The 24,960-nt window shown below is 38.5% G+C and carries 25 protein-coding genes; 18 read left to right on the top strand and 7 right to left on the bottom strand.

Annotated features, from left to right (window positions below; translation table 11 throughout):
• Position 1 precedes the first annotated feature (1 nt).
• The gene (gene rlmH, locus EA772_RS09875; RefSeq protein WP_124912823.1) at positions 2–475 is read left to right on the top strand and encodes a 23S rRNA (pseudouridine(1915)-N(3))-methyltransferase RlmH; all 474 of its coding nucleotides are present in this window, start codon (positions 2–4) and stop codon (positions 473–475) included.
• A 254-nt stretch (positions 476–729) separates the two neighbouring features.
• On the opposite strand, the gene EA772_RS09870 is transcribed toward rlmH, so the two are convergent.
• Together EA772_RS09870 and EA772_RS09865 are read right to left on the bottom strand one after the other, a co-directional pair.
• Entirely contained in the window at positions 730–1,272 is a 543-nt protein-coding gene (locus tag EA772_RS09870; RefSeq protein WP_010601313.1) for a DUF5606 domain-containing protein, read from the bottom strand.
• A gap of 65 nt (positions 1,273–1,337) precedes the next feature.
• Positions 1,338–1,796, bottom strand: a complete 459-nt coding sequence (locus tag EA772_RS09865) for a peptidylprolyl isomerase (protein ID WP_010601314.1) — start codon at positions 1,794–1,796, stop codon at positions 1,338–1,340.
• Positions 1,797–2,108: 312 nt separating this feature from the next.
• On the opposite strand from EA772_RS09865, the gene EA772_RS09860 reads away from it, so the two are divergent.
• The gene (locus EA772_RS09860; RefSeq protein WP_124912821.1) at positions 2,109–3,290 is read left to right on the top strand and encodes an asparagine synthetase B; all 1,182 of its coding nucleotides are present in this window, start codon (positions 2,109–2,111) and stop codon (positions 3,288–3,290) included.
• A gap of 245 nt (positions 3,291–3,535) precedes the next feature.
• A complete protein-coding gene (locus EA772_RS09855; RefSeq protein WP_010601316.1) occupies positions 3,536–4,243 on the top strand; it encodes a porin family protein in 708 nt (235 codons plus the stop codon).
• A 70-nt stretch (positions 4,244–4,313) separates the two neighbouring features.
• Here the strand turns inward: EA772_RS09855 and EA772_RS09850 are convergent, their stop codons facing one another.
• Genes EA772_RS09850 through lpxK form a run of 3 tightly spaced genes read right to left on the bottom strand, consistent with a single transcriptional unit; the run spans position 4,314 to position 8,161 of the window.
• Positions 4,314–6,311, bottom strand: a complete 1,998-nt coding sequence (locus tag EA772_RS09850) for a putative porin (RefSeq protein ID WP_246834081.1) — start codon at positions 6,309–6,311, stop codon at positions 4,314–4,316.
• Position 6,312: 1 nt separating this feature from the next.
• Positions 6,313–7,128 carry a purine-nucleoside phosphorylase gene (locus EA772_RS09845; protein ID WP_124912819.1) on the bottom strand — a complete coding sequence of 272 codons (816 nt, stop codon included), beginning with the start codon at positions 7,126–7,128 and terminating at the stop codon, positions 6,313–6,315.
• Complete coding sequence (gene lpxK, locus EA772_RS09840) at positions 7,100–8,161, bottom strand: tetraacyldisaccharide 4'-kinase (RefSeq protein WP_124912817.1); 1,062 nt, start codon at positions 8,159–8,161, stop codon at positions 7,100–7,102. The genes EA772_RS09845 and lpxK overlap by 29 nt, the downstream gene beginning before the upstream one ends.
• Positions 8,162–8,371: 210 nt before the next feature.
• On the opposite strand from lpxK, the gene EA772_RS09835 reads away from it, so the two are divergent.
• From EA772_RS09835 to EA772_RS09790, 10 genes are all read left to right on the top strand, one after another.
• Positions 8,372–9,511: a sterol desaturase family protein gene (locus EA772_RS09835; protein ID WP_116169550.1), complete on the top strand. Its 1,140-nt coding sequence runs from the start codon at positions 8,372–8,374 to the stop codon at positions 9,509–9,511.
• An 81-nt stretch (positions 9,512–9,592) separates the two neighbouring features.
• Positions 9,593–10,723 (top strand): NAD(P)/FAD-dependent oxidoreductase, encoded by a 1,131-nt coding sequence (locus EA772_RS09830; RefSeq protein ID WP_124912815.1) that lies wholly within the window; start codon positions 9,593–9,595, stop codon positions 10,721–10,723.
• The gene (locus tag EA772_RS09825; protein WP_124912813.1) at positions 10,723–11,433 is read left to right on the top strand and encodes a methyltransferase domain-containing protein; all 711 of its coding nucleotides are present in this window, start codon (positions 10,723–10,725) and stop codon (positions 11,431–11,433) included. Before EA772_RS09830 ends, EA772_RS09825 begins: the two co-directional genes overlap by 1 nt.
• Entirely contained in the window at positions 11,433–12,485 is a 1,053-nt protein-coding gene (locus tag EA772_RS09820; RefSeq protein WP_124912811.1) for a type III polyketide synthase, read from the top strand. The genes EA772_RS09825 and EA772_RS09820 overlap by 1 nt, the downstream gene beginning before the upstream one ends.
• Position 12,486: 1 nt before the next feature.
• Complete coding sequence (locus EA772_RS09815; RefSeq protein WP_010603019.1) at positions 12,487–12,933, top strand: 3-hydroxyacyl-ACP dehydratase FabZ family protein; 447 nt, start codon at positions 12,487–12,489, stop codon at positions 12,931–12,933.
• A complete protein-coding gene (locus EA772_RS09810) occupies positions 12,926–14,206 on the top strand; it encodes a beta-ketoacyl synthase (protein WP_124912809.1) in 1,281 nt (426 codons plus the stop codon). Before EA772_RS09815 ends, EA772_RS09810 begins: the two co-directional genes overlap by 8 nt.
• The gene (locus tag EA772_RS09805) at positions 14,199–14,462 is read left to right on the top strand and encodes an acyl carrier protein (protein ID WP_124912807.1); all 264 of its coding nucleotides are present in this window, start codon (positions 14,199–14,201) and stop codon (positions 14,460–14,462) included. The genes EA772_RS09810 and EA772_RS09805 overlap by 8 nt, the downstream gene beginning before the upstream one ends.
• Positions 14,449–14,913, top strand: a complete 465-nt coding sequence (locus EA772_RS09800; protein WP_124912805.1) for a 4'-phosphopantetheinyl transferase superfamily protein — start codon at positions 14,449–14,451, stop codon at positions 14,911–14,913. Before EA772_RS09805 ends, EA772_RS09800 begins: the two co-directional genes overlap by 14 nt.
• 176 nt (positions 14,914–15,089) lie before the next feature.
• On the top strand, positions 15,090–16,724 hold the full coding sequence (gene pruA, locus EA772_RS09795) for an L-glutamate gamma-semialdehyde dehydrogenase (RefSeq protein ID WP_124912803.1): 1,635 nt from the start codon (positions 15,090–15,092) through the stop codon (positions 16,722–16,724).
• Between the two features lie 344 nt (positions 16,725–17,068).
• Positions 17,069–17,323: a hypothetical protein gene (locus EA772_RS09790; RefSeq protein WP_116169540.1), complete on the top strand. Its 255-nt coding sequence runs from the start codon at positions 17,069–17,071 to the stop codon at positions 17,321–17,323.
• A gap of 28 nt (positions 17,324–17,351) precedes the next feature.
• Here the strand turns inward: EA772_RS09790 and EA772_RS09785 are convergent, their stop codons facing one another.
• Entirely contained in the window at positions 17,352–18,956 is a 1,605-nt protein-coding gene (locus EA772_RS09785) for a SulP family inorganic anion transporter (RefSeq protein ID WP_124912801.1), read from the bottom strand.
• Positions 18,957–19,094: 138 nt separating this feature from the next.
• Positions 19,095–19,439: a hypothetical protein gene (locus tag EA772_RS09780; protein ID WP_124912799.1), complete on the bottom strand. Its 345-nt coding sequence runs from the start codon at positions 19,437–19,439 to the stop codon at positions 19,095–19,097.
• A 352-nt stretch (positions 19,440–19,791) separates the two neighbouring features.
• On the opposite strand from EA772_RS09780, the gene EA772_RS09775 reads away from it, so the two are divergent.
• From EA772_RS09775 to EA772_RS09755, 5 genes are all read left to right on the top strand, one after another.
• On the top strand, positions 19,792–21,333 hold the full coding sequence (locus EA772_RS09775) for an acyl-CoA carboxylase subunit beta (RefSeq protein ID WP_124912797.1): 1,542 nt from the start codon (positions 19,792–19,794) through the stop codon (positions 21,331–21,333).
• A gap of 111 nt (positions 21,334–21,444) precedes the next feature.
• Positions 21,445–22,614 (top strand): MFS transporter, encoded by a 1,170-nt coding sequence (locus tag EA772_RS09770; RefSeq protein ID WP_168187511.1) that lies wholly within the window; start codon positions 21,445–21,447, stop codon positions 22,612–22,614.
• Positions 22,615–22,621: 7 nt separating this feature from the next.
• A complete protein-coding gene (locus EA772_RS09765) occupies positions 22,622–23,203 on the top strand; it encodes a hypothetical protein (RefSeq protein WP_124912795.1) in 582 nt (193 codons plus the stop codon).
• A gap of 2 nt (positions 23,204–23,205) precedes the next feature.
• Positions 23,206–23,625 (top strand): GNAT family N-acetyltransferase, encoded by a 420-nt coding sequence (locus tag EA772_RS09760; RefSeq protein ID WP_124912793.1) that lies wholly within the window; start codon positions 23,206–23,208, stop codon positions 23,623–23,625.
• A gap of 168 nt (positions 23,626–23,793) precedes the next feature.
• The gene (locus tag EA772_RS09755; RefSeq protein ID WP_124912791.1) at positions 23,794–24,930 is read left to right on the top strand and encodes a M42 family metallopeptidase; all 1,137 of its coding nucleotides are present in this window, start codon (positions 23,794–23,796) and stop codon (positions 24,928–24,930) included.
• The last annotated feature ends 30 nt before the right edge of the window (positions 24,931–24,960 follow it).

Below are 24,960 nucleotides of genomic sequence, written 5' to 3'. Positions count from 1 at the left end.
AATGAAGATTACTTTAATAGCCATCGGGAAAACGGAGGATAAGTATTTAATTGAAGGCATAGAAAAATACATCAATAGGTTAAAGCATTATATTAACTTTACTTTTTTGCCTTTGCCTGATGTAAAAAATGTTAAAAATTTAAGTGAGGCACAGCAGAAAGCAAAAGAAGCCGAACTGCTTCACAAACAAATTAATAATGGCGATGTTGTTATTTTGTTAGATGAAAAAGGAAAGAAATATTCATCGGTTGAATTTTCCAATTACCTGAACAAACAAATGATTGGCAGTGTGCAACATTTGATTTTTATTATCGGCGGGCCATATGGGTTTGATGAAACCATTTATAAACGGGCAAACGGTTTAATCTCACTCTCAGATATGACCTTTTCACACCAGATGATCAGGTTATTTTTTGTCGAACAGCTATACCGTGGATTTAGCATTTTGAAAGGCGAACCTTACCATCATGCCTAGAATAGAAATGACGAATAGATATGAATAAATCAGTATGGAATTAGCCTTTCCAAATCATCATAAAATAAAACAACATGTACGATAAATATAAAAGACAATACAGATTTAAAAGTAATCAAAGCGGCAATAATAAAATGCTTTGGATTAGTATCATCATTTCTTTAGTGATCATAGCCATCCTTTATTACTTTTTTTAAAGTGCATAAAAAAACACCAGACGATTAATCTGGTGTTTTAAAAAACTAGGAAAAAGCTTAAACGCCTTTTTTACTTGTCATGTTTGCTTTTTTAGCAGGAGCTGAAGTCTTAGTTGTTGCTTTCGCACTTCCAGCTGCCTTTGTAGCAGTAGATTTTGCTTTCTTATCAGCAGCTACTTTCTCTTCAGCCAATTTAACTTCTGCCGGAGAACCTGGAGTTTCAGGAGTTTCTTCAGTAAATAAAGGCAAATCTTTCAACAGGTTATACCAGGTAACGATTTTCTTCATATCAGAAGCATAAACCTTTTCCTGATCGTGACCTGGCGCCACTTCTAAAAAGAACGGACGCAAATCACTTTTCAAATCTGGTGTAGATCCTTTTTCAGAAATTTTAGCAAAAATATCCGCCAATTTAATTTCTTCCTCTTCGCCATAAACCGTAATATCTTCTAATGAAGCCAGTTTAGTATTGGTGATATTGGCAACAACTTTGGTTTTTTGAGCATCTAAGCCTTCCAAAATGTAACCTACTTTATTTTGTCCAACCAGTTTAAATAAACCTGGTCTGCCAGATACGGCAACAATTCCTCTTAAATTCATAATTTTTTGCTTAGAGCTTTGAGCTTAGGCGATAGAGTAAACCCTATGCGCCCAACACGCTGCTATTAATCTTCAATAATTTCAATTCCTAAAATTTTATCGCCCTGGCGGATATCATCCACAAGATCAACATTCTCAACTGCTTTACCAAAAACGGTGTGGTTACGATCTAAGTGCGCAGTATTGGTTCTGCTGTGGCAGATAAAAAACTGAGAACCACCAGTGTTTCGGCCTGCATGTGCCATTGACAACACACCACGATCGTGGTATTGGTTTTCGCCAGTTAATTCACAGTCAATTTTATAACCCGGACCACCAGTACCTGGCATTCCTGTTGCACCATCTTTTGAATTTGGGCAACCAGTTTGAACCATAAAATCAGGAATTACGCGGTGAAAAGTTACACCATCATAGAAGCCTTCGTTTGCTAATTTTTTAAAGTTCGCAACTGCCTTTGGAGCATCTTGCTCAAAGAACTCAACAGTCATATTTCCTTTTTCGGTTTTTATTATCGCTTTACTCATATCAAATGTGGGTACTTATTTAATTTTTAATTACTTAAAAAACTTCATGTTTTAAAAGTAGAGGGCAAAAATAGCAAATTTGTATTAATACAACATCTTTTATATTTAGTAAATGATCGCAATTCTATTCCTGGCGGCCAGCAGCCCCGCCATTCGCTATAGAAGCACATAAAACATTAAAATTTTCGTTAACGTAGTAAATAAGTTATTTTAGTGTTTTATCTCATGATGTCCATCCAAAGAAAATATATCATTTTGGTTATTTGCTTGCTCGCGAGCATTTGCGCAAAAGCCTCTTCCCTATTAATTTATATGGATGAAGACCAGAAAAACCACCTCAAGGCTTATGGAATTGCATATTGGACCATCAGCAAACAGGTAGAAGTTGATTGGCTGTTAAATTACCGCGGCGGCAGTTTTTTAATCAAGTACAATAAATCAGTTGAAGATGAATTAAAAATCAGAGGGGTTTCTTATGAGGTAATGGCTGATGGGAAAGTGGTGAGCTTACTCAATGAAATCAGTGATCCATCGGTTAATATGGAAATGGTTAAGCTGGAAAAAACACCCAAAATTGCCGTCTACTCACCTAAAAGCAAATTGCCCTGGGATGACGCCGTTACGCTGGTTTTAACTTATGCCGAAATTCCTTATGATGTAATTTATGATGATGATATTTTACAGGATAAGTTAACCAAATATGATTGGCTGCACCTGCATCATGAAGACTTCACCGGTCAGTATGGACGTTTCTGGTCATCTTTTAGGTATGCTACCTGGTACCAAGAAGATGTAAAGAATCAGGAAACACTTGCCAAAAGACTTGGGTTCAAGAAAGTTTCAGAAATGAAGTTATCGGTAGCAAAACACATTAAAGAGTATTGTGCTGGTGGTGGCTTTATGTTTGCCATGTGCTCCGGAACGGATAGTTTCGATATTGCTCTGGCAGCCGAAGGTGTTGATATTTGTGCGCAAATGTTTGATGGCGATGCGGCTGATCCAAATGCCCAATCAAAACTCGACTTTAATAAAAGCCTGGCTTTCCAAAACTTTAGATTGGATAACAATCCGATGAACTATGAGTTTTCGGACATAGACGCCACGCAAACCCGAAACCTCAATCAATCAAACGACTATTTTACCTTGTTCGATTTCTCTGCCAAATGGGATTTGGTACCCACCATGCTTACACAAAATCATGATAAGGTGATTAAAGGTTTTATGGGCCAAACTACTGCTTTCAAAAAATCAGTGGTAAAACCTAGTGTAACTGTTTTGGGTGAAAATAAAGGCGCAGCAGAAGTTCGTTATTTACATGGTGAAATTGGTAAAGGCCAGTTTACGTTTTATGGCGGTCATGATCCTGAAGATTATCAACATGCAGTTGGTGATCCGCCAACTGATCTCAACCTGCATCCAAATTCTGCAGGTTACAGACTAATACTAAATAATGTGCTTTTTCCTGCTGCAAAGAAAAAGCCACAAAAAACTTAATGTTATTTCCGTTCGTACGTATTTTGTTGACAATACATGAATATTCCTGTTATCTATACAATAAAGTACGCATGAGATAAATACGCAGCGATACAACTTCAGGCTATTGAAATATTTAAAAACTCATTGCAAACCAACGCTTTAACAAGTCTTTTCGTAACACGCATGATACTTTGGCACAGCTTTTGGAAACAGGGCTTGTAATTAACATTTAAACAAGATTCTTTACCTAAAGAAAAAATATCATGAAAAAGTTATTATTAAGTGCTTCAGTAGTATTATTAGCAACGGGTGCCTTTGCCCAAACAACAATGTCTGGTTCTGACGCAAGATTCGGTTTGAAAGCAGGTGTAAACTTATCTAAATTCCGTGCTAGCGATTTTAATGGCAGTTCAGAATTTAATGACAATGTGCAAAACAACGTAGGATTTAACGTTACAGCATTTGCAGATTTTGGTGTTGCAAATAACTTCTTTATCCAACCAGGTGTATCGCTTCAAAATAAGGGAGCTAAATTTGAACAAACAACCACAGTGGCAGGAGTTACCAGTACTACATCAAGTAAAGCAAATTTGATGGCTATTGAAGTGCCTATCAACGCTGTATTCAGAATTCCTACAGGTGATGCTGGTGCCATTCAAATTTCAGCTGGTCCATATGTTGGATTCAATATTTCTGGAAAAAATAAGTACGAAACAGTAACTACTGGCGGTAACGCTGCTGGAACTGTTTCAAATGAAGATGATTTAAAATTTGGTAGCAGCACAGATAAAGACTATAGTTCAACAGACTTTGGTGCTAACTTTGGTTTAGCGTATCGTACCAACTCTGGCTTTTTAGTAGGGGCAAATTATGGTTTAGGTTTATCTAACCTGGTACCAAAAGATTCAAGATCTGGTGACGGTAAATTAACTAACCGTGTATTAGGTTTCTCTGTAGGTTATTCATTCTAAGAAATACCTCTTAACAAAAAAGCTTCCTGATTCTATAATCAGGAAGCTTTTTTTATGCCCACAACATTTATTAATCGTAAAAATTCCAGCTTACTCCGAACTTTATTAAAGCATCCTGCATTGGGTAACGGTTTACCGTATAGTATCCCGGAGAAAATAATCCCTGGTTAATATAGTCGTATTTGATAAATAGATTAGCCCGTTTTAGATTTGCTTTAATATAAACATCAACAACTGGTTCGGATTTAAACACGCGGTCGCTGCCTATATAGAACTGTGCGGTTGCCGGCGAATAAGAGTAATTTGCATACTCCGAATTGTATCTCACATCAAAACCGATGTTCGCTTTAAGCACTTTAAAAAAGGTTTGATCAAGGTAAAAACTGTTATAAGTATAAAATTCCGGCGTTCTTAAAATTGCATTTTTATCTGTTTTTTGGTAGGCGATATAGTTTTCCAAAACAAACTTGCCAAAACGCCATTTTTTTGAGATATCCAGGCGAATCAAGCTAATGTCGCTACTTTCCTGAACAGGCAAAATTGCATTGGTACCATAACTATAATCAGCCATAAAGTACAGATAGTTACTGGTTAAAAAATATTTGGCCCCAGCGGTAAAACCATACTTATCATTTATAAAGTTAAAAGATAAGTTGTTAACTTTAGTTTTACTAAAATCCTGACGATCCCAACGATAATGGTTACCATGATAATAGTTAAATAGTGCCGCAGGGCTTTGATTTTGGGCATAAGCACCTAATTCTATTCTCCCTACAGATTTACTCAATAGTATTCTGCTTTTGGCCTCGTACAAATAATCTCCGGCATTTTCGCCCTGCAATATTTGCTGAACATCTAAATTTAAATCGATATTACTGGTAAAGCGATAACCGGCAGCACCCAACACAGTGATATTTTGATAACTAAACTGGCTCTGCTCATATTGCGTTCCATCTTCTTTATTGCCTAAAAACTTATGCTGGTAATAATCATGACGAATTCCGGCATCAACCTTTAATTCATTTTTAATAACTGTTGAGTTTTTTGGACGAAGAAAAAAACTATAAACAAATTCGTTCTTTAAGTGCTGTACGTGAGTGGAATCATTGGTAAAAGTTGTACTGGCAAAACCTTCGGGCATTACGCCATAAGTATCAGCTTCGTTTTTCGCAAAGTCGTAACTGTCATTATTATATTCTACCGTATACGTTACCTTATTTGTTGGCAAAACTGCACTACTAAAATTAGTCGAAGTATCAATCCGGCCTACATAGTAAGTCTGTTTTAAAAAGACGGTATTTTTGCGGTACAAGTTGCGGGCCGTAGTTAGTTTAACTGGCTCAGCTTCCCTGCTTATTTTATTGTAACCCGGCTCAAATATAGTTGAGTCTAAATTAGATCCGTTTTCGTAAGCACGCATGGTATTAAATATAGCTGAGGCCCACATGTTGTAACGTTTACTTGGCGATTGATACCAGGAAAAAACGGCAACATTCAAGTTATCGCCACGCTGCCTGCTGTAAAACCCTCTTGAATCGCCACGATTAAAGTTCACTCCGGCATTCCAGTTTTTCTTAATATTCTGACTGTGCGTTGCCTTGAATAACTGTTCCTTTTGCCCGGCACTAATCAGATATAAGCTGGTGTATGGCGCACGGGCCTGATAATAAATTATATCCTCAGGAGTTAAAGCATAATAATCAAGTGAATGAAATCCTGCATCGAAACCAATTCTTTTACTTGGCTCAAAAAGTAGTGGCCTTGCAGCTAATCCCATATTTCCATTATTGATAGTAGGATGTTGAGGCTGTAACAGCGGACTATAATTCTGGATGTTAGTTGTAGAGGTATCAAGTGGCAGCAAAACGATACTATCTCTGCTTAAAGCCAGTTTAGTAAAACGGATAAACTTTGCCGTGTAAATAATTGAATCTTTTGCATCAAGTTTTTTTCTGATTGAATCTGCCTCCGACTTATCATTTATACTCGTTTTTAAATCCTGGGCAAAAGTCTTTTGAATACCCGAAAGCACTAAAATCAATAAACAGATTTGAACAACGATACGCATATTACAGTTCAGCAATTAAACGGGTTAAAATCTCCGTCATTTTAGGTTCAGCCTTCGCGGCAGCTTCCAAAATCTCCTCTAAGTTAAAAGGCTGCAAATCTTCCGGAAAACCTTCATCGGTTAAAACCGAAATGGCAAAAACAGGTAAACCGGCATGGTTTGCCACGATCACTTCAGGAACAGTGCTCATGCCAACAGCGTCAGCGCCGATTAACCGTAAGTATTTATATTCTGCTTTGGTTTCTAAATTAGGGCCAGATACAGCGACATAAACACCTTTGTGGCATTTAATATCAACAGACTTAGCAATCTCTAGAGCCTTCGCAATGATAGAACGCTGATAAGGCTGGCTCATATCCGGAAAACGTGGGCCTAATGAGCTTTCGATTAAACCACGTAGCGGATTGTCTGGTTGAAGATTGATGTGATCTTCAATAATCATCAAATCACCCTTTTTAAATTCAGGATTCAAAGAACCAGCCGCATTCGAAACAATCAGCTTTTCGATTCCCAGGCCTTTCATTACCCGAACAGGAAAAGTAATTTGCTGCATGCTGTAACCTTCGTAATAATGCAAACGGCCTTGCATGGCTACAATTTTTTTACCGTTTAAGGTTCCAAAAATTAATTTGCCACTATGAAATTCTAATGTAGATATCGGAAAATTTGGAATATTGGAGTACATCAACTGATGCTCCACTTCAATTTCTTTAACTAGGCCGCCCAAGCCGGTACCTAAAATAATGCCTATTTCTGGTTTAAAGTTTTCGGTTTTACGTTTTATATACTCAACGGTTTCTTCTATTGCTCTTAACATAGTTTAAAATAAGTTCATCAAAGGTAATCTTATCTTCTTCAAATAAATCAACCTCGATGGGTAAAAAATATACGGGTAAATTTACCAGTAAATCTTTAAATCCCGCAGCTTTTAAACGTTTGCTATCCTTTTCTGTTGTGATGATTATTTTTTCTTTTTTCTTACTAACATCAAATGCCGATTTGAACTTTTTAATATCTTCAGTCTTGAAGCTATAGTGATCCGGAAATTTTTCATGCTTGATATGCTCTGTGTACTTTCCAAGCTCTTCAATTAAAGGGTCTGGGTTGGCAATTCCTGTTAAAAGGAAAATTTGACGATCTTTTAGAGACTCTAGTGGAAGACTTTCTTCAGTATATATATGCTGAAGATTACCATATTTTAAATAAGAGTGTAATACCTTTTGAGTGTTATTTGGCTGCAATTCATTGATTGAGGCTTGCTGAGCAACATGTAGTAAAGGAACAGGTGCCTTTGTTACCAGCAGCACATCAGCCCTTTTCCGCGACGAGAAAACATCCCTTAAATTTCCTGCCGGAAGTAAGAATTGCAATGTCCCAAGTTTTCTAAATTCGAAGAGCAAGATGTTTAATCCCGCAGTGACGGCACGATGCTGAAAAGCATCATCTAAGATGATCAGATCATGATTTTCCTTCAGCTTCTCAATCCCAACCACCCGTTCTTCGCAAACTGCTACCGTAACGCCCTCAAATTTTTGATAATATTGTAAAGGTTCATCACCAATTGTTTCTGCTGTTGCGGTATCGTCAGCCAGAATAAAACCCTTTGTTTTACGCCCATATCCCCTACTCAAAATGGCAATTTTATAATCGGCCAGCAATCTCACCAGGTACTCGGTTGTAGGCGTTTTCCCTGATCCGCCAACAGCTAAATTACCCACACAAATTATAGGTAAATCGAACTTTACAGATTTCATAATGCCCCAGTCATAGAGTTTCTTTCGGAGCGTAATGGCTAGACCATAGATAAAAGAAAAAGGGAGGAGTAAAAGGCGTAAATAGTTAACTAGCATACCGTGTTGTTTTCAAAAATAGGGATTATTTAAAATTTAAACACTGCTTTTTTAGCAATGACTATTAAACCAACCCTAGTAAGCAAAAAAGGTTTGTCAGAATATTATTGAAATGCTGGCGTTATCATATTTTATCACTATAATTTTTTGCATCAGTTCGATACTAATACTTAAAATTCAGTATAATTGTTAATTAACAAACTCAATTCAATGTCTCCAAATAAACGTTTAGTAGTTGGCCAAGGTCAGATCAGCGGCTACATTTCGATTTTTTTAGCGGTTTTAGCCTTACTCGGAATTTTATGTTTTCATTATCCGGAAAAACTAACCACCCCCGAATTTCGTGAAATTTACACCAAAGATAGTATGGAAGCACTGATGCTCGGCGGTGTCATTACCTCGTTCTTTTTTGCTGCATTAAGTGTTATCCTGAGTAAAAAATTAAAGTGGGGTTGGCCGGGTTTTGCTTTAGCAGCATTAGCAGTAATTTTAGGCGCCTTGAGCGTTGAAGGAAGAGATGTGGCCAAATCGAGCTGGCATTTTGGCTTAGACTGGATGATACTGGATTTATTATTGATGGTTGCCATTTTTGTACCATTGGAATTATTTTTCCCAAAAAACAATGAGCAAACTAAATTCCATGAAGAATGGCGAACAGATTTAACTTACTTTGTGATCAGCCATTTATTTATTCAGTTTTTCGGGATTGTAACACAAAAACCTGCCGTACTATTTTTTGGCTGGATGGGATTGGATAAACTACATACCTGGGTGCAGGGCCTACCTTTTATTGTCGCATTGTTTTTAGCTTTCTTTACTACAGATCTGTTTCAGTACTGGGCACACCGTTTTTTCCATACCCGAGTATCTTTGTGGCGTTTCCATTCCATACACCACTCAACTCAAAACATGGATTGGTTGGCCGGCAGCAGAACACACTTCATTGATATATTTTTCACCAGAGCGATGACCTTTATTCCGCTTTACGTCTTGGGGTTTTCATCAACGGTTTTTAATGTTTACATCATTTTCATTGCAATTCATGCGGTATTAATTCATGCCAATACGAGAATTAATTTTGGCTTCTTAAAATATATCTTCACTACACCACAATATCACCATTGGCACCATTGCGAAGACCCAAAATATTACGGGCATAACTTTGCATCCATATTTCCTTTTATTGATATGATGTTTGGAACCTATTATTTGCCAGGAAAAGAGTGGCCAGCAGGCACAGGCGTTCATGAAGCTGAATATCCTAAAGGTTTTGTAAAACAAACTATTTACCCCTTTACCAAAAGTCCGTTTGATACGGATTTGAAAATGGAAGAGAGAAGTGACCGGTAGTTTTAAATTTAGTTAATGCCATAATAAATTTTCGAACAAAGGGATAGATATAATTGTTACATTCTATATCTGCAATCCCTTATGCCCTTTCAAACAGAAATCTTAATTATTGGTGGTGGATTAGCAGGATTAACTGCAGCGCTTCATCTCAACAAATTAGGTTTTGATGTCACATTGATAGAAAAATCAGCTTATCCTCATCATAAAGTTTGCGGAGAATATATTTCAAACGAGGTCCATCCCTATTTTAACTGGCTCGGTATAGATCTTAAAAATCTATCGCCTACCCAAATTACAAATCTGCAATTCACTTCTGCAACAGGCAAGCAAGTGAACACAATTTTACCGCTGGGAGGTTTTGGCTTAAGCCGATACAGCATCGATTATTATTTGTATGACCTGGCCAAAAGCCGCGGAGTAAACGTAGTAAACAAAGAAGTTAATGACGTAGTTTATGCTGAAGATCAATTCTTAGTGGAGACTACATCGGGTGAGCGTTTTAAAGCTGAATATGTTTTGGGTGCTTATGGTAAACGTTCGGCTATCGATAAAAGATTAGAACGTAACTTTATCAATCAAAAATCTCCATACCTGGCTATTAAAGCGCATTACAAATCAGATTTCCCCAGTCATCTGGTAAGTTTAAATAATTTTAAAGGTGGCTATTGTGGAGTTTCTAAAGTAGAGAATGCTATTTTAAATGTATGCTATTTGGCAAATTATGAAAGCTTCAAAAAATATAAGGATGTTCAGGTTTATCAGGAAAATGTGCTTTATCAAAATAAAAATTTAAAGAAAATACTTGAAGAAGCTGAAATGATTTTTGATGCGCCTTTAACTATCAGCCAAATCTCTTTCAAACAAAAAGAGCCGGTATATAACCATATGTTAATGATTGGAGATACCGCTGGCTTAATTCATCCTTTATGTGGAAATGGAATGGCAATGGCTATCCATAGTGCGAAAATTGTTAGCGAACTGATACAGAAAAGAACTGAAAATAAGATCTCAAGAAGTTTTTTAGAAAACGAATACTCAGCCACGTGGCAAACAATTTTTGGAAGCAGGCTAAGGTTTGGAAGGATATTAAGCATGATCCTGCAACACAAAACTTATGAGCGACTGGCTATAAATTCAATGACTGCAATGCCTTTCGTACTAAATAAAATAATAAAACATACCCACGGACAACCCATAGAAACTGTAAATTAATGCCGATAGATACCAGATTTAGAAGCGATGCCCAGGAGTTGATGGATGATTTTGAAATGGAAGGCGAAGTATTACGTGATGCATTAGATAAGATTGCAAGCATCAACAAGCTACTCGGCGGAAATAAAGTTACTCTTGAAGGCGTAAAAACGTTATTAAAGAGCAAACCAAAAACTCAACTGGTGCGTATGACTGATATAGGTTGTGGCAATGGCGATATGCTTAGAACTTTAGCCGACTACGCAAATAAAGAAAATTTAAATTTCACTTTGAAGGGTATTGATGCCAATCTTTTTACAATTGATCATGCTAAAAAGCTATCAGAATCTTATCCGAACATCAGTTATGAATGTTCCGATATATTCGACGACTTGCAGGAAACAGAGGAGTGCGAGATTTATCTCTGTACGCTAACCTTGCACCATTTTAAAGATGACGAAATCATAAAACTGATGACTCGGCTGAAACAATCTGCTAAAATTGGAATTGTAATAAATGATCTACACCGTAGTGCTTTGGCATACAAACTTTTTAGAGCGTTATGCGTCGTTTTTCGGTTAAATGATATGTCTCGCGACGATGGGTTGATTTCCATCCTCCGCGGATTTAAAAAGGCAGACCTGCTGGAATATGCCAGAAAATTAAATTTAAAATCAAGTTCAATTAAATGGAAATGGGCTTTTAGATACCAATGGATAATTAAAACATAATGAGCGTAATTGTAAAAGCAGCGGCTAAGGCCTTACCCGAATTTTGGCGTGAAACAGCGGATATTATTCCTTTTTTAGATGGTTGGCTGAAAGATCAGGATGAGCGTTTTGTGAGAAAAGTAAAAAAGATTTTTGAAGGTGCTGCTGTTGATAAGCGTTATTCCTTTATGTCGCCTGAAGAAGTTTTTAGCGATTTGAGCTTCGAGGCCAGAAATGACATTTATATCCGTGAAGGGATCAAGTTAGGCGCAAAATGTTTAGAAAATGCGCTCGAAAAAGCAAACTGGAAGCCACAAGATTTAGACTATATTATCACGGTAAGTTGCACAGGCATTATGATTCCATCGTTAGACGCCTATCTAATCAACCTGCTTAAACTCCGTCAGGATATTGTGCGTTTGCCGGTTACAGAAATGGGTTGCGCAGCTGGTGTTTCCGGAATGATCTATGCAAAGAACTTTTTAAAAGCAAATCCTGGCAAAAGGGCTGCTGTTGTAGCTGTTGAATCACCCTCTGCCACCTTCCAACTGAATGATTTTTCAATGGCAAACATTGTTAGCGCTGCTATTTTTGGCGATGGCGCTGCATGTGTGTTACTAAGTTCCGACCCTAAAGATACAGGCCCCGAAATTATTGCGGAAGAAATGTATCACTTTTATGATGCAGAAGAAATGATGGGTTTTAAATTAACCAATACCGGGCTGCAAATGGTTTTAGATGTGGAGGTCCCAAATACCATCGAATCACATTTCCCACAAATTATTCATCCATTTCTGGCAAAAAATAACCTTGAAATTAAAGATATTGACCATTTAATCTTCCATCCCGGGGGAAAGAAAATTATACAGCTTGTGGAAGAATTGTTCAATAAATTGGGCAAAAACATTGATGAAACAAAAGCCGTTTTGAAGCATTACGGCAATATGAGTAGTGCTACAGTTTTATATGTGTTAGAAAATTATATGGATAAAAAGCCGGCGCCCGGAGAAAAAGGATTAATGTTAAGTTTTGGACCAGGTTTTTCAGCACAGAGAATTTTATTGCAATGGTAATATGAATGCCCAGGAAATTATCAATCAGCTACCTTACGGAAAAGAATTTTTATTTGTTGATGAGCTCTTGCAGGTTAATGAGGAATTTGTCAAAGGAACTTATACCTTCAGCAAAGACCTCAATTTCTATGATAGTCATTTTAAGAACAAACCGATCACCCCGGCGGTAATTTTAACGGAAACCATGGCTCAAATTGGTTTGGTATGCCTGGGAATTTTCCTGTTGAAAGATCAGCTGAATGATAAAAATCTGGCCTTCGCCATGACCTCCAGTGCGCTTGATTTTATGCAACCTGTTTACCCTGGTGAACAAGTTTGGGTAAGTAGCGAAAAAAAATATTTTAGGTTCAATAAATTAAGTTGTAGCGTGAAGATGGAAAACGTTAAAGGCGAAATTGTGAGTAAAGGAACTATTTCTGGAATGTTACTTTCCCAAGGCCATGAATAGCACTCGTGTAGTCATCACCGGTTTGGGCGTATGTGCACCAAATGGAACAGACATCGCTTCATTTACTCACGCGATTAAAAATGGAATCTCAGGCATCACCCACCAGCCTGATCTAGAGACTTTTGGCTTTTCTTGCCAGATAGCTGGGAAGCCAATACTAAGCGACGAGCGGATTGCTCAATATTTTTCACCGCTTGAACTTAGGAATTTAAACAGCACCGGAATTGTTTATGGAGTAATTGCGGGCTTAGATGCCTGGAAAGATGCCGGTTTAGAAAAAAGCGCCGATGATGAACCAGACTGGGATAGCGGAACTATTTTTGGAACCGGAACATCAGGTATTGACAAATTTAGATGGGCAATTAATAAAATTGATGATATGGAAATCCGAAAAATCGGAAGTTCTGTAGTGATTCAAACCATGGCCAGCGGCGTGAGTGCATTTCTTAGCGGCAAAATTGGTTTGGGCAATCAAATCAGTACCAACTCTTCTGCATGCGCAACCGGAGCCGAAAGCATTTTACTCGCCTTTGAAAGAATTAAGTCTGGCAAAGCAAAACGAATGCTTGCGGGGAGCACCAGCGATAGCGGACCGTATATCTGGGGTGGTTTTGATGCCATGAAAGTTTGTACGTTTAAACACAATCACGAACCTGGAAAAGGGAGCAGACCCTTAAGTGCCACGGCCAGTGGTTTTGTACCTGGAAGTGGCGCCGGAGCCATGGTACTGGAAACACTCGAATCGGCACTGGCCAGGGGAGCAAAAATTTATGCCGAGATATTGGGCGGCGATTTAAATTCTGGTGGTCAGCGGGGTTTAGGCACCATGACCGCTCCAAATCCACAAGCTGTTCAGCGATGTATCAAAAATGCCATTCAAAATGCCGGAATTCGTGCTGATGAAATTGAGGCAATTAACGGACATCTTACGGCAACAACAAAAGATGCGCTTGAAATCGAGAACTGGAAAACGGCTTTGAACGCCACAGCTGAGAATTTTCCTTACATCAATTCTTTAAAGGGAATGGTTGGCCATTGTATCAGCGCAGCAGGCAGTATCGAAAGCGTAGCCGCAGTTTTACAGCTTACGCATGGTTTTATTTTTCCAAATATCAATTGCGAGGACTTAAATCCCGAGATCACTGCCTTGATCAATGAGAACCGCATCCCGCAAAAACTTGTTAATAAACCAATAAAGATTGTTGCGAAGGCTAGTTTTGGCTTTGGCGATGTCAACGTATGTGTAATTTTTAAAAAATACAATCATGACTAAAGAAGCAATTATCTCAGCACTGAAGATGATCATCAAACCCTACAGCGAAGAAACAACAGTGCTTGAAACGCTCAGTGAAAACACAGATTTCATCAAGGATCTGAAAATTAACTCTGCTAACCTGGTTGATATTGTATTGGATGTGGAAGAAAAATTTGGTATTGAAATCGACAATGATTCGATGGCAAAAATGCTCACCGTACAGGCAACTATTGATGTGATACAATCAAAGCTTGGGAACAATGCAGGGGAATGATATTGTTGATTTATCGTTAGCTCAAACCCAAAGTAACTGGAGACGGAAAGGTTATCTCGACAAAATTTATAATGCGAATGAAATATTCTTAATCTCATCGGCAGAAAATCCCGATGTGATGGTTTGGCTGCTTTGGAGCATGAAAGAGGCTGCCTATAAAATACATAACCGCAAAACTGGTATTCGTGAGTATGCGCCTAAAAAACTAGTTTGTAGCGTTTTATCCACAGCAGATTTAACGTTAGGAATGGTAAATATCGATGAGGCGATATATTTTACTAAAAGCAGTATAAATTCAGCATATTTACACACCATTTCATCTCCTGTTCAGCATCAGCTAGATAAAATTAAAATCTCTATTTACGAATTCCCAAATCATCTTTCAAACTATAGGGATACAAAGCCAGCCTGCGTAAGCCATCACGGAAAATATCTGGCATTGACATATTAAAATAATTGCGGCTGATATTGACAATTGATTACTCTTATTTTAACCATCACAACTTAAATAATAACCACCGCATATTGTGGTTGCTACCTAAGGCTATTCCCCCATTTTCTTTACAGAAGAATAGAATTGCATCCCTCAAAAAGCCTTATCTTTGCCCAAATCATAAAAAATAAAATATGCTTAAAGGATTTTTTAACGTACCCACTCCGGTAAACGAACCTATATTAAATTATGGCCCAGGCAGTAAAGAACGTGTTCTTTTAAAAGAAGCGTTAGCTGAAGCTCGCTCGCACCAACAAGACATCCCGATGTATATTGGCGGTAAACAAGTTCACACGGCGAAAAAGGGTAAAGTGGTTCCTCCACATGATCATCAACATATTTTAGCGCAATATAGCATTGGCGATAAAACACATATTCAACAAGCAATTGATGCCGCTTTAGCTGCGAAAGAAGACTGGGAAAACCTTCCATGGGAACATAGAGCTGCAATTTTTTTAAAAGCTGCTGATTTAATTGCTGGCAAGTATCGTTACAAATTGAATGCAGCAACCATGTTGGGTCAAAGCAAAAATGCCTACCAGGCAGAAATAGATGCCGCTTGCGAGCTGATTGACTTCTTACGTTTTAACGTAAGTTACATGAGCGATATTTACAAACAACAACCTCCGGTTTCACCTCGCGGAAGCTGGAACAGAGTAGAGCAACGCCCCTTAGAAGGATTTGTTTTCGCCCTAACCCCATTTAACTTCACGGCAATTGCAGCAAATTTACCAGCATCAGCAGCGATGATGGGTAACGTTGTGGTTTGGAAACCTGCAGATACACAAGTTTATGCAGCTAACCTTTTAATGGAAATTTTCCGTGAGGCAGGTTTACCAGATGGTGTAGTAAATTTAGTTTATGCTGACGGACCAGAAACTGGCGATGTCATTTTCAACCACTCTGATTTTGCCGGCATTCACTTCACTGGATCGACAAAGGTTTTCCAGGAAATTTGGAAAACAATTGGAACAAACATCCATAAATACAAATCTTATCCTCGTATCGTTGGCGAAACTGGCGGAAAGGATTTCATCTTAGTTCACCCATCGGCACAAACTGATATTGCAAGTACGGCAATTGTTCGTGGTGCTTTTGAATATCAGGGACAAAAGTGTTCAGCTGCTAGTCGCATTTATATTGCCGAAAGCCTTTGGCCTGAAATTAAAAAATTGATGTTACGCGATTTGGCTACCTTTAAAATGGGTGGAACTGAAGATTTTACGAATTTTATTAATGCTGTGATTGATGAGCGTTCATTTGATAAGTTGGCGAAATATATCGACCAGGCAAAACAGGATAAAGGCGTAGAAATTATTGCTGGCGGAAATTACGATAAGAGCAAAGGTTATTTTGTGGAGCCAACTGTTTTAGTGGTTGATGATCCGAAATACACCACCATGTGCGAAGAGTTATTCGGTCCGGTTTTAACGGTTTACGTTTATGCTGATAAGGATTTTGATTCGATTTTGGAAGTAATTGACACCACTTCGCCATACGCTTTAACGGGTGCTTTAATTGCACAGGACCGTTATGCGATTGACAAAGCAAGCCATGCTTTACGGAATTCTGCAGGTAACTTTTACATCAATGATAAATGTACAGGGGCCGTTGTTGGTCAGCAGCCATTTGGCGGCGCCAGAGGTTCGGGCACAAACGATAAAGCAGGTTCAATGATTAACTTGTTGCGTTGGGTTTCGCCACGTACCATTAAAGAGGTTTTCGAATCGCCAACGGATTACCGCTATCCGTTTTTAGCTGAAGATTAACATCTTTGCAAAGATAAATATGTAAAAACCTCTGAGCAATCGGAGGTTTTTCTTTTTAATTGGGTTCGGATAGTTCTGAAATAATTAAAATAATGTCAGTCGGGCTTTGCGCTACACTTTGTACCCCCTTCAATTTCCTTTAGGAGACATTTTTTGCTGGTATTTAGGGTTGCATGGAAGAGCACCAGCTTTAAACCTAAACCCGACAGCCGCGGCAGCCCCGAGTTTTCCACTAGGGCTAAAGCAAATGGCGGGACTTCAGCACCTACGAAGAACAAAACCATTCATTTCCAAATCCTTTAAAACTATCCTCATTTCCAGCTGTTCTATATAAAAAAAAGATCATGGAAAATCAAGATAACGAAAACTTAAAAGATAAAAATGCTGATAATTCGGCAGATAGGACTAATATGCCTGATCAATTGGTTCCACGCCACCATAGTGATGAACATAGTGATAAAAATAAGGTAAAATCTGACGCAGGAAATTTGGGCAGAAATTTTGGAAGAGGCGATTTCGGCTCGGAAGAAGCACGTGAAGATGCTGAAAAAGGAAATAAAGGCCACGCCGGCAACATGCCGAACACCGAAGAAAAGTAAAGCCCTGGCATAAGCCAAGGCTTTTTTGTTATTTATTGATATCCTCTAAAACCTTATTGGTTAACTTTGGTACGGTATAGTGTTTCTTAACATTTTCAAGGGTAACAATGATGCCTTTGGTATAGGCGTTATGCTTGTAATTGAAAATCGTTTCCAATACATCAGGATCGATATAGCGGGCATTTGATCCATCAATAATTACATTGGTTTCGCGAGGAATATTGGTTAAAACCACTTGAATTGCTGCTTTGTTTAAAAATGATACCTCTTCAGCCAGTTTTATTCTGATGTTCTTTTTATCCCCTTCATTGGTAATTCTGTAAAAATATGGGTTACGCATGTTGGTGCGTAGCAGATAAAAAATAGATACCAGCATCCCTACAGCAACCCCTTTTAACAAATCAGTAAACAATACGGCAACAATAGTGATCACGAATGGCACAAACTGATCCCAACCTTTGTGGTACATGTGCTTAAATAAGCTAATTCTGGTTAACCGGTAGCCGGTTACCAATAAGATGGCGGCCAGACACGAAAGCGGAATCATGTTGATAATTTGCGGGATGAATAACAACGAAAGCAGCAACCAAACACCGTGAAAAATTGCCGACATTTTTGTTCTAGCACCTGCATTTACATTAGCCGAACTCCGAACAATTACCGAAGTCATGGGTAAACCACCAATCATACCGCTAGCAATGTTTCCTATTCCCTGCGCAAGTAATTCTCTGTTTGTTGGCGATACCCGTTTAATCGGGTCGATTTTATCAATGGCCTCGATGCTCAACAAAGTTTCTAAACTGGCTACAACTGCGATGGTTAAGGCTACGATGTAAACGTTTTTATTTGTCAGCTGCGAAAAATCGGGTGTAGTAAATAATCCCATAAATTCAGAGAAACCACCAACAACTGGTATTTTAACCATTTGATCGGCCCTTAAAGCGTTAGCTGTTCCTGCAAAAACTAGTGTACCAACCACACCAATTACTACAACAATTAATGGAGCAGGCACAATTGCCAGTTGCCTCACTTTCGGCCAGAATAACAAAATTAAGATTGATAGCAAACTGATAACCACCGCAGCCAAACTAAAATGCCCGATTGCAGCACTAATGGCAGAAAAAGTGTTTTCATGATCCTGCTGAAAGAAGCCTTCATCGCCGCTAAAATCTGTATCTACGCCTAAAGCATGCGGAAGTTGTTTTAAAATTAAGATTAAACCAATCGCTGCCAACATCCCTTCTATTACGCTTGAAGGGAAATAATTGCCGATTGTTCCGGCTTTTACTAGGCCCAAAATAAGTTGAAAAACACCTGCCAATACTACAGCTAGTAAAAAAGTTGGATAGCTACCCAATGAGGTGATTGCGCCTAAAACGATTACAGTTAAACCGGCCGCAGGCCCGCTTACGCTAAGCTGCGATCCGCTACAGGATGCAACCACAATACCACCAATGATGCCAGTGATTAAACCGGCAAATAACTCTGCACCTGAAGCCAGTGCAATACCTAAACAAAGTGGCAATGCCACTAAAAAAACAACAATACTTGAGGGAAGGTCTTTCTTTAAATTCTTGGCAAGAAAATATTTCTTCACGTCCGAACCTGAAAAGGCCGGGTTAAACTTTTGCATAACGATAGGATTATCTGGTAAATTTTAACGATTAAATCGTGGAACAATCCGCATAAATCACGATCACAAAAGATTTTGCCAAAAGCAAGGCATCGTCATTTGTTAGAGAACTTAAAAGGATCAGTTCAAAAGAGGAAACTAAACGAAGTTGGGTGGCGGTGTTGGAACCGTTGGATGATATGGATCTACATATCGCTTGAAATGCTCAATAAAACTGCTCTTCAAAATAAAGTGGCTTGAAGAGAACTCATAAGATAAGATCGGGTGGTTAAGCTCTAAAAGTTTAAAGTCTGAAAACTTGGCGATGTCTTTGGCAGCGTCTTTTCCACCTTCATGTTCCAATTCGATTTGCATAATCACCGCATTCATGATTTCTTTATCAATACTTGTACAAAATACCGGCGCACCAGAAATGACCATCTTCGCAGAGAAGATTAGCATGAATGCTGCAACGATGCTGTATTTGTATTTTCTTAAAACCATTTTAAAATTCTAATCTTATTCTAATGTGGTATTACAAAAATAAACGGATAATTGGTTTTTCAATACTTTAAGTTGTAAAAAATATTGAGGAGCCTATAATTCTCGCCCCCAGATCAATTTATCTGATATTTAATTTACGAAGAAAACATCAAAGTTCAGCGCTTTACTTAAGTCGGTTTGGGTCAAATTTAATTTTGATATAAATTATATCGGGTTGCTTGCTGATCATTTGATTACTACTGATAATATTAAATCGACATACTTTGTTAATCGTCAGTTTGTGTGTGAAAATCGAATGCTGAACTTGCATTACCGCAAGTAATTTTTAATTTTAAATTCTCAACCCTCGGTAATGGATAAGAAAATAGCAACACTTCAAGATAAAATCAACCAGGCACAGCTTGGCGGTGGGCAAGCAAGAATTGATAGTCAGCATCAAAAAGGAAAACTTACTGCCCGTGAGCGTATTCATTTTTTAATGGATGAAGGAAGTTTTGAAGAAATTGGCATGTTCGTTACCCATCGAAGTACTGACTTTGGAATGGAGCGTGAAAAATATCTGGGTGATGGCGTGGTAACAGGTTATGGAACCATTAATGGCCGACTGACCTATGTTTTTTCTCAAGACTTCACTGTTTTTGGTGGTTCATTGTCTGAAACCCATGCCGAAAAGATTTGTAAACTGATGGACATGGCCATGAAAAATGGCGCCCCTTTAATTGGCCTAAACGACAGTGGCGGCGCCCGGATTCAGGAGGGTGTGGTTTCTTTAGGTGGTTATGCTGATATTTTTTATAAAAATGTACAGGCTTCAGGCGTTATTCCGCAGCTATCTGCTATCATGGGTCCCTGCGCCGGCGGTGCAGTTTATTCGCCCGCTATTACTGATTTTATTTTAATGGTAGAAAACACCTCTTACATGTTTGTTACCGGGCCAAACGTAGTAAAAACGGTTACACATGAGCAAGTTACTTCCGAAGAACTGGGCGGCGCAACCACGCATGCCACTAAATCGGGTGTAACACATTTTGCCTGCGCCAATGAAATTGATGCGATTAATCACCTGAAGAAATTATTGAGCTATATGCCTCAAAATTGTGAGGAAATACCGCAGCACCTGGATTATGAAACTGGCGATGAAAGTAGATTATCATTAAATACGTTTATGCCAGAAAATGCTTCTCAACCTTATGATATTCGCGAAATTATAAATGAAGTTGCTGATGATAACAGCTTTTTAGAAGTTCATGCTGCATATGCCGAAAATATTGTGGTTGGTTTCGCCCGTTTAGCAGGTAGAAGCATTGGTATTGTTGCCAACCAACCCGCATATCTTGCTGGCGTTTTAGATAGCAATTCATCTGCTAAAGCCGCCAGATTTGTTCGCTTTTGCGATTGTTTTAATATTCCGTTATTGGTTTTTGAAGATGTACCAGGCTTTTTACCAGGAACCGATCAAGAGTGGAATGGCATCATCAGCAATGGAGCGAAGTTACTTTATGCTTTTAGCGAGGCCACGGTTCCACGCATTACGGTGATTACGCGTAAAGCTTATGGGGGCGCTTACGATGTAATGAACAGCAAACATATTGGTGCCGATATGAATTACGCCTGGCCAAGTGCTGAAATTGCCGTGATGGGCGCTAAGGGTGCTGCTGAAATCATTTTCAAAAAGGAAATTACAGCATCAGCAGATCCGCAGGAGAAATGGCTAGAGAAAGAAAAAGTTTATTCCGATATTTTCGCAAATCCTTATCGTGCTGCAGAACGTGGTTTTATCGATGAAGTGATTGTACCTGATCAAACGAGAATAAAGTTGATAAAAGCTTTCAAAATGTTAGAAAACAAGGTGGTGAATCATCCCCGTAAAAAACATGGTAATATACCTTTGTAATAATGTAAAATGGATGAAGCGGGAAGATGAAAAATGGTAAACGTTGTATCGCAGACAATATGCTCATCATCCTTCTAACATCTTACATAGTTACATCCTACATCTCAACACATGCTAAAACGAATAGATATTCTCCTGATGGCTTTTTGCACAGGTTTGATTGTCGCAAATATTTACTACTGCCAACCGCTGGTTATTTTAATTGCTAAAGATTTTAATTTAACAGAAACCTATGCAGGACGAATTACCTACATCACTCAAATAGGATACGCAACAGGTTTGTTTCTGCTTGTTCCGCTAGGCGATATGTTTGAACGTAAAAAACAAATTCTGATCATTACTGCAATGGCAATTTTAGCTTTGCTCACCGCGGCTGTTTCGCATTCGTTTTTCCTACTCGAAATTGCTTCGCTGCTGATCGGGATTTGCTCCATTGTACCACAGCTTATATTACCACTCGCCGCAAACCTGAGTAGTGATGAAAATCGCGGAGCAAATATCGGCATGATTATGAGTGGGCTATTGGTTGGTATTCTGGCATCAAGAGCCGTTAGTGGTAGTATTGGTTTCTGGTTAGGCTGGCGGGCAGTTTACTACATGGCTGCAGGAATCTGCGTATTACTTATTCTCTTGATGGCGAAACGTTTTCCCCAAAGTTTTCCAGCGTTTAAAGGCACCTACAAACAGTTAATGCGTTCGATGTTTGGTTACATTAAAACCCAGCCTGCATTACGAGAAACGTCAATCATCAACTTTTTAGCTTTTGCCATCATTAGTGCTTTCTGGACGACAATGGTATTATTTTTGGCCAATCCACCTTTCAGTTTCCAAACTTTACAAATCGGTTTATTCGGAATTGCCGGTGCGGCAGGTGCTTTGGCTGCTCCTCTTGTTGGTAAACTGAGTGATGGCAGCAATCCACGCAAAAACCTGATGATTGGTTTCATTTTGCAAATCATCAGCATTGCTTTGTTTTATTTCACTGGCAGTCATTTGTATCTGTTTGTTATAGGCATTGTACTTATTGATATTGGCCAGCAGGCCATTCATGTAACCAACCAAACCCGGATTTACACTTTAATTCCCGAAGCCAGAAACCGCCTGAATACCATCTTCATGTCAGTGAGTTTTATCGGTGCCAGCTGCGGCTCGGCACTGGGTTTATGGCTTTGGGGCCACGGCGGCTGGGCAATGTTTTGTTACGGTATGGCTGGAATAATTATATTTAACATTTTAATCTATCTGTTTTACGGAAATAAAAAATCCTCAGCTCATCTTTAAATAATTTATGAAATCTAAATTCGCTACTCTACTCATCTTCATTATTTTAATCAGTATTTCTTATTACACGAAGGCTAAGGAATCTTCAAATCAAACAGGCAGTGTTCAATCATTAAATAAATTCAAACTGTATTTGTTAGGGGTGGGAGTTGAACGTGAACAGAAAATATCGAAGCAATCGAGCTTATATTTTAGTGCTGCCATAGAAGTGGTTGCACCATTTTATCCTGAGCAACCGAGCCGTGGAAGTGATGTAATTCGAATAGACTATTCTGTCAATTTTGCTCCAATACTCGGTTTAGGTTTTAGAAACTATTTTAACTTATCAGAAAAAGAAAATTTAAAAAAAAGCACAACAAACAATAGTGCAAGCTATTTTGGCATAGAATATAATTTAATTGCGCCCATTTTGATCAACAAAAGATATACAACAAATTACGTCCATTCCATTTCTCCCGTTTGGGGTTTTCAAAGAAATACATTAAAAAACAAGAACATTGAATTAGCGATCGGGCCATCATTTCAAACTGACTTCGATCGCAGCCGCTTTTCAATATTGGCCAGAATTGGCTTCAGCTATTTATTATAACCATGTCATTAGTACAAATTGAACAAATATTTCCTTCACTCACCTGGCGCATCCGCCATGAGGTGATGTATCCCGAACTTCCTTTTGACAGCGTAAAGTTGCCAGATGATTTTGATGGCTTACACTTTGGACTTTATGCCGACCATAAACTGACTGGTGTTGTTTCGTTGTTTCAAAAAGGAGACGTTTATCAATTCAGGAAACTGGCCATTCTGACTGATGTGCAAAAATCAGGTTATGGATCTCAACTGATGAATTATATCTTAGATTTTTGTAAAATTCAGAAGGCAAGTAAGCTATGGTGTAACGCCAGAGTAAATGCTAAAGAATTTTATTATAAATTTGGATTCCATGAAACTGAAAAAACCTTTTTTAAAGATGGGTATGATTTTGTTGTAATGGAAAGGGATTTACAATTGTAGATTTACAAATTACAATTGATAGCAACTTGCCTATCTAAAGTCGTGAAAAATCATAGTTGATGACCTGGTCTGCAACATGTAAATCTAAAATTAAAAATGGAATAAGATGGACGGACTGATCTGCTACATGCAAATCTAAATCGTATATCTAAAATCTTAAATAAAAATATGGCTAAGAAAAAAGAAGACGCTAACCTGCCTAAGGCGCAGGATAAGAAAAAACATGTTGCTGTGGTAACCAAAAAATCGCTGCAGTTTTTAGAAGAATACATCAATAATCCTGCTCCTACGGGTTATGAGTGGGAAGGTCAGAAATTATGGTTAAATTATTTAAAGCCATATATTGATGAGCATTTTGTAGATAATTACGGGACTGCGGTTGGTGTAATCAATCCAAAAGCACCCTATAAAGTTGTGATCGAAGCCCACGCCGATGAAATTTCATGGTATGTGAATTACATCACGAATGATGGTTTAATTTACGTGATCCGCAATGGCGGCTCTGACCACCAGATCGCCCCATCCAAACGTGTTAACATCCATACCGAAAAAGGTTTGGTTAAAGCTGTTTTTGGTTGGCCTGCCATTCATACCCGCCACGGCGAAAAAGAACAAGCCCCTGAGTTAAAAAACATTTTTCTGGATTGTGGGTGCACAACAAAGGAGGAAGTTGAAAATTTAGGCATCCACGTGGGTTGCGTGATCACTTACGAAGATGAATTTATGATTTTAAACGATCGGTACTATGTTGGTCGTGCTTTAGATAACCGTGTTGGTGGTTTTATGATTGCCGAGGTCGCTCGTTTGTTAAAGGAAAACAAGAAAAAACTTCCTTTTGGTTTATACATTGTAAACTCCGTACAAGAAGAAATTGGCTTACGTGGTGCTGAAATGATTGCGCAACGCATTAAACCAAATGTGGCTATCGTTACTGATGTAACTCACGACACCACGACACCAATGATCAATAAAAATACACAGGGCGATTTATCAGCAGGTAAAGGTCCGGTGGTTTCATATGCTCCGGCAGTGCAAACTAACCTAAACAAGCTATTGATTAAAACTGCTGAGAAAAACGAAATTCCGTTTCAACGCCAGGCCTCTTCGCGTTCTACTGGAACAGATACCGATGCTTTTGCATATTCAAATGGCGGTGTTCCATCGGCATTGATTTCTTTACCATTGCGCTACATGCACACTACGGTGGAAATGGTGCACAAGGAGGATGTTGACAATGTGATCAGCTTAATTTACGAAAGCTTGCTAAACATCAAAGACGGACAGGATTTCAGAGAATTTAAATAATTGGTAAATAAATTAAGGCTTGGGGTTTAT

Origin of the sequence: Pedobacter sp. G11 (assembly GCF_003860265.1) — a bacterium.
GTDB classification, from domain to species: Bacteria; Bacteroidota; Bacteroidia; order Sphingobacteriales; family Sphingobacteriaceae; genus Pedobacter; species Pedobacter agri.
The sequence above is the reverse complement of the archived record's forward strand: the minus strand, read 5'-3'. Positions and strand labels throughout refer to the sequence as shown.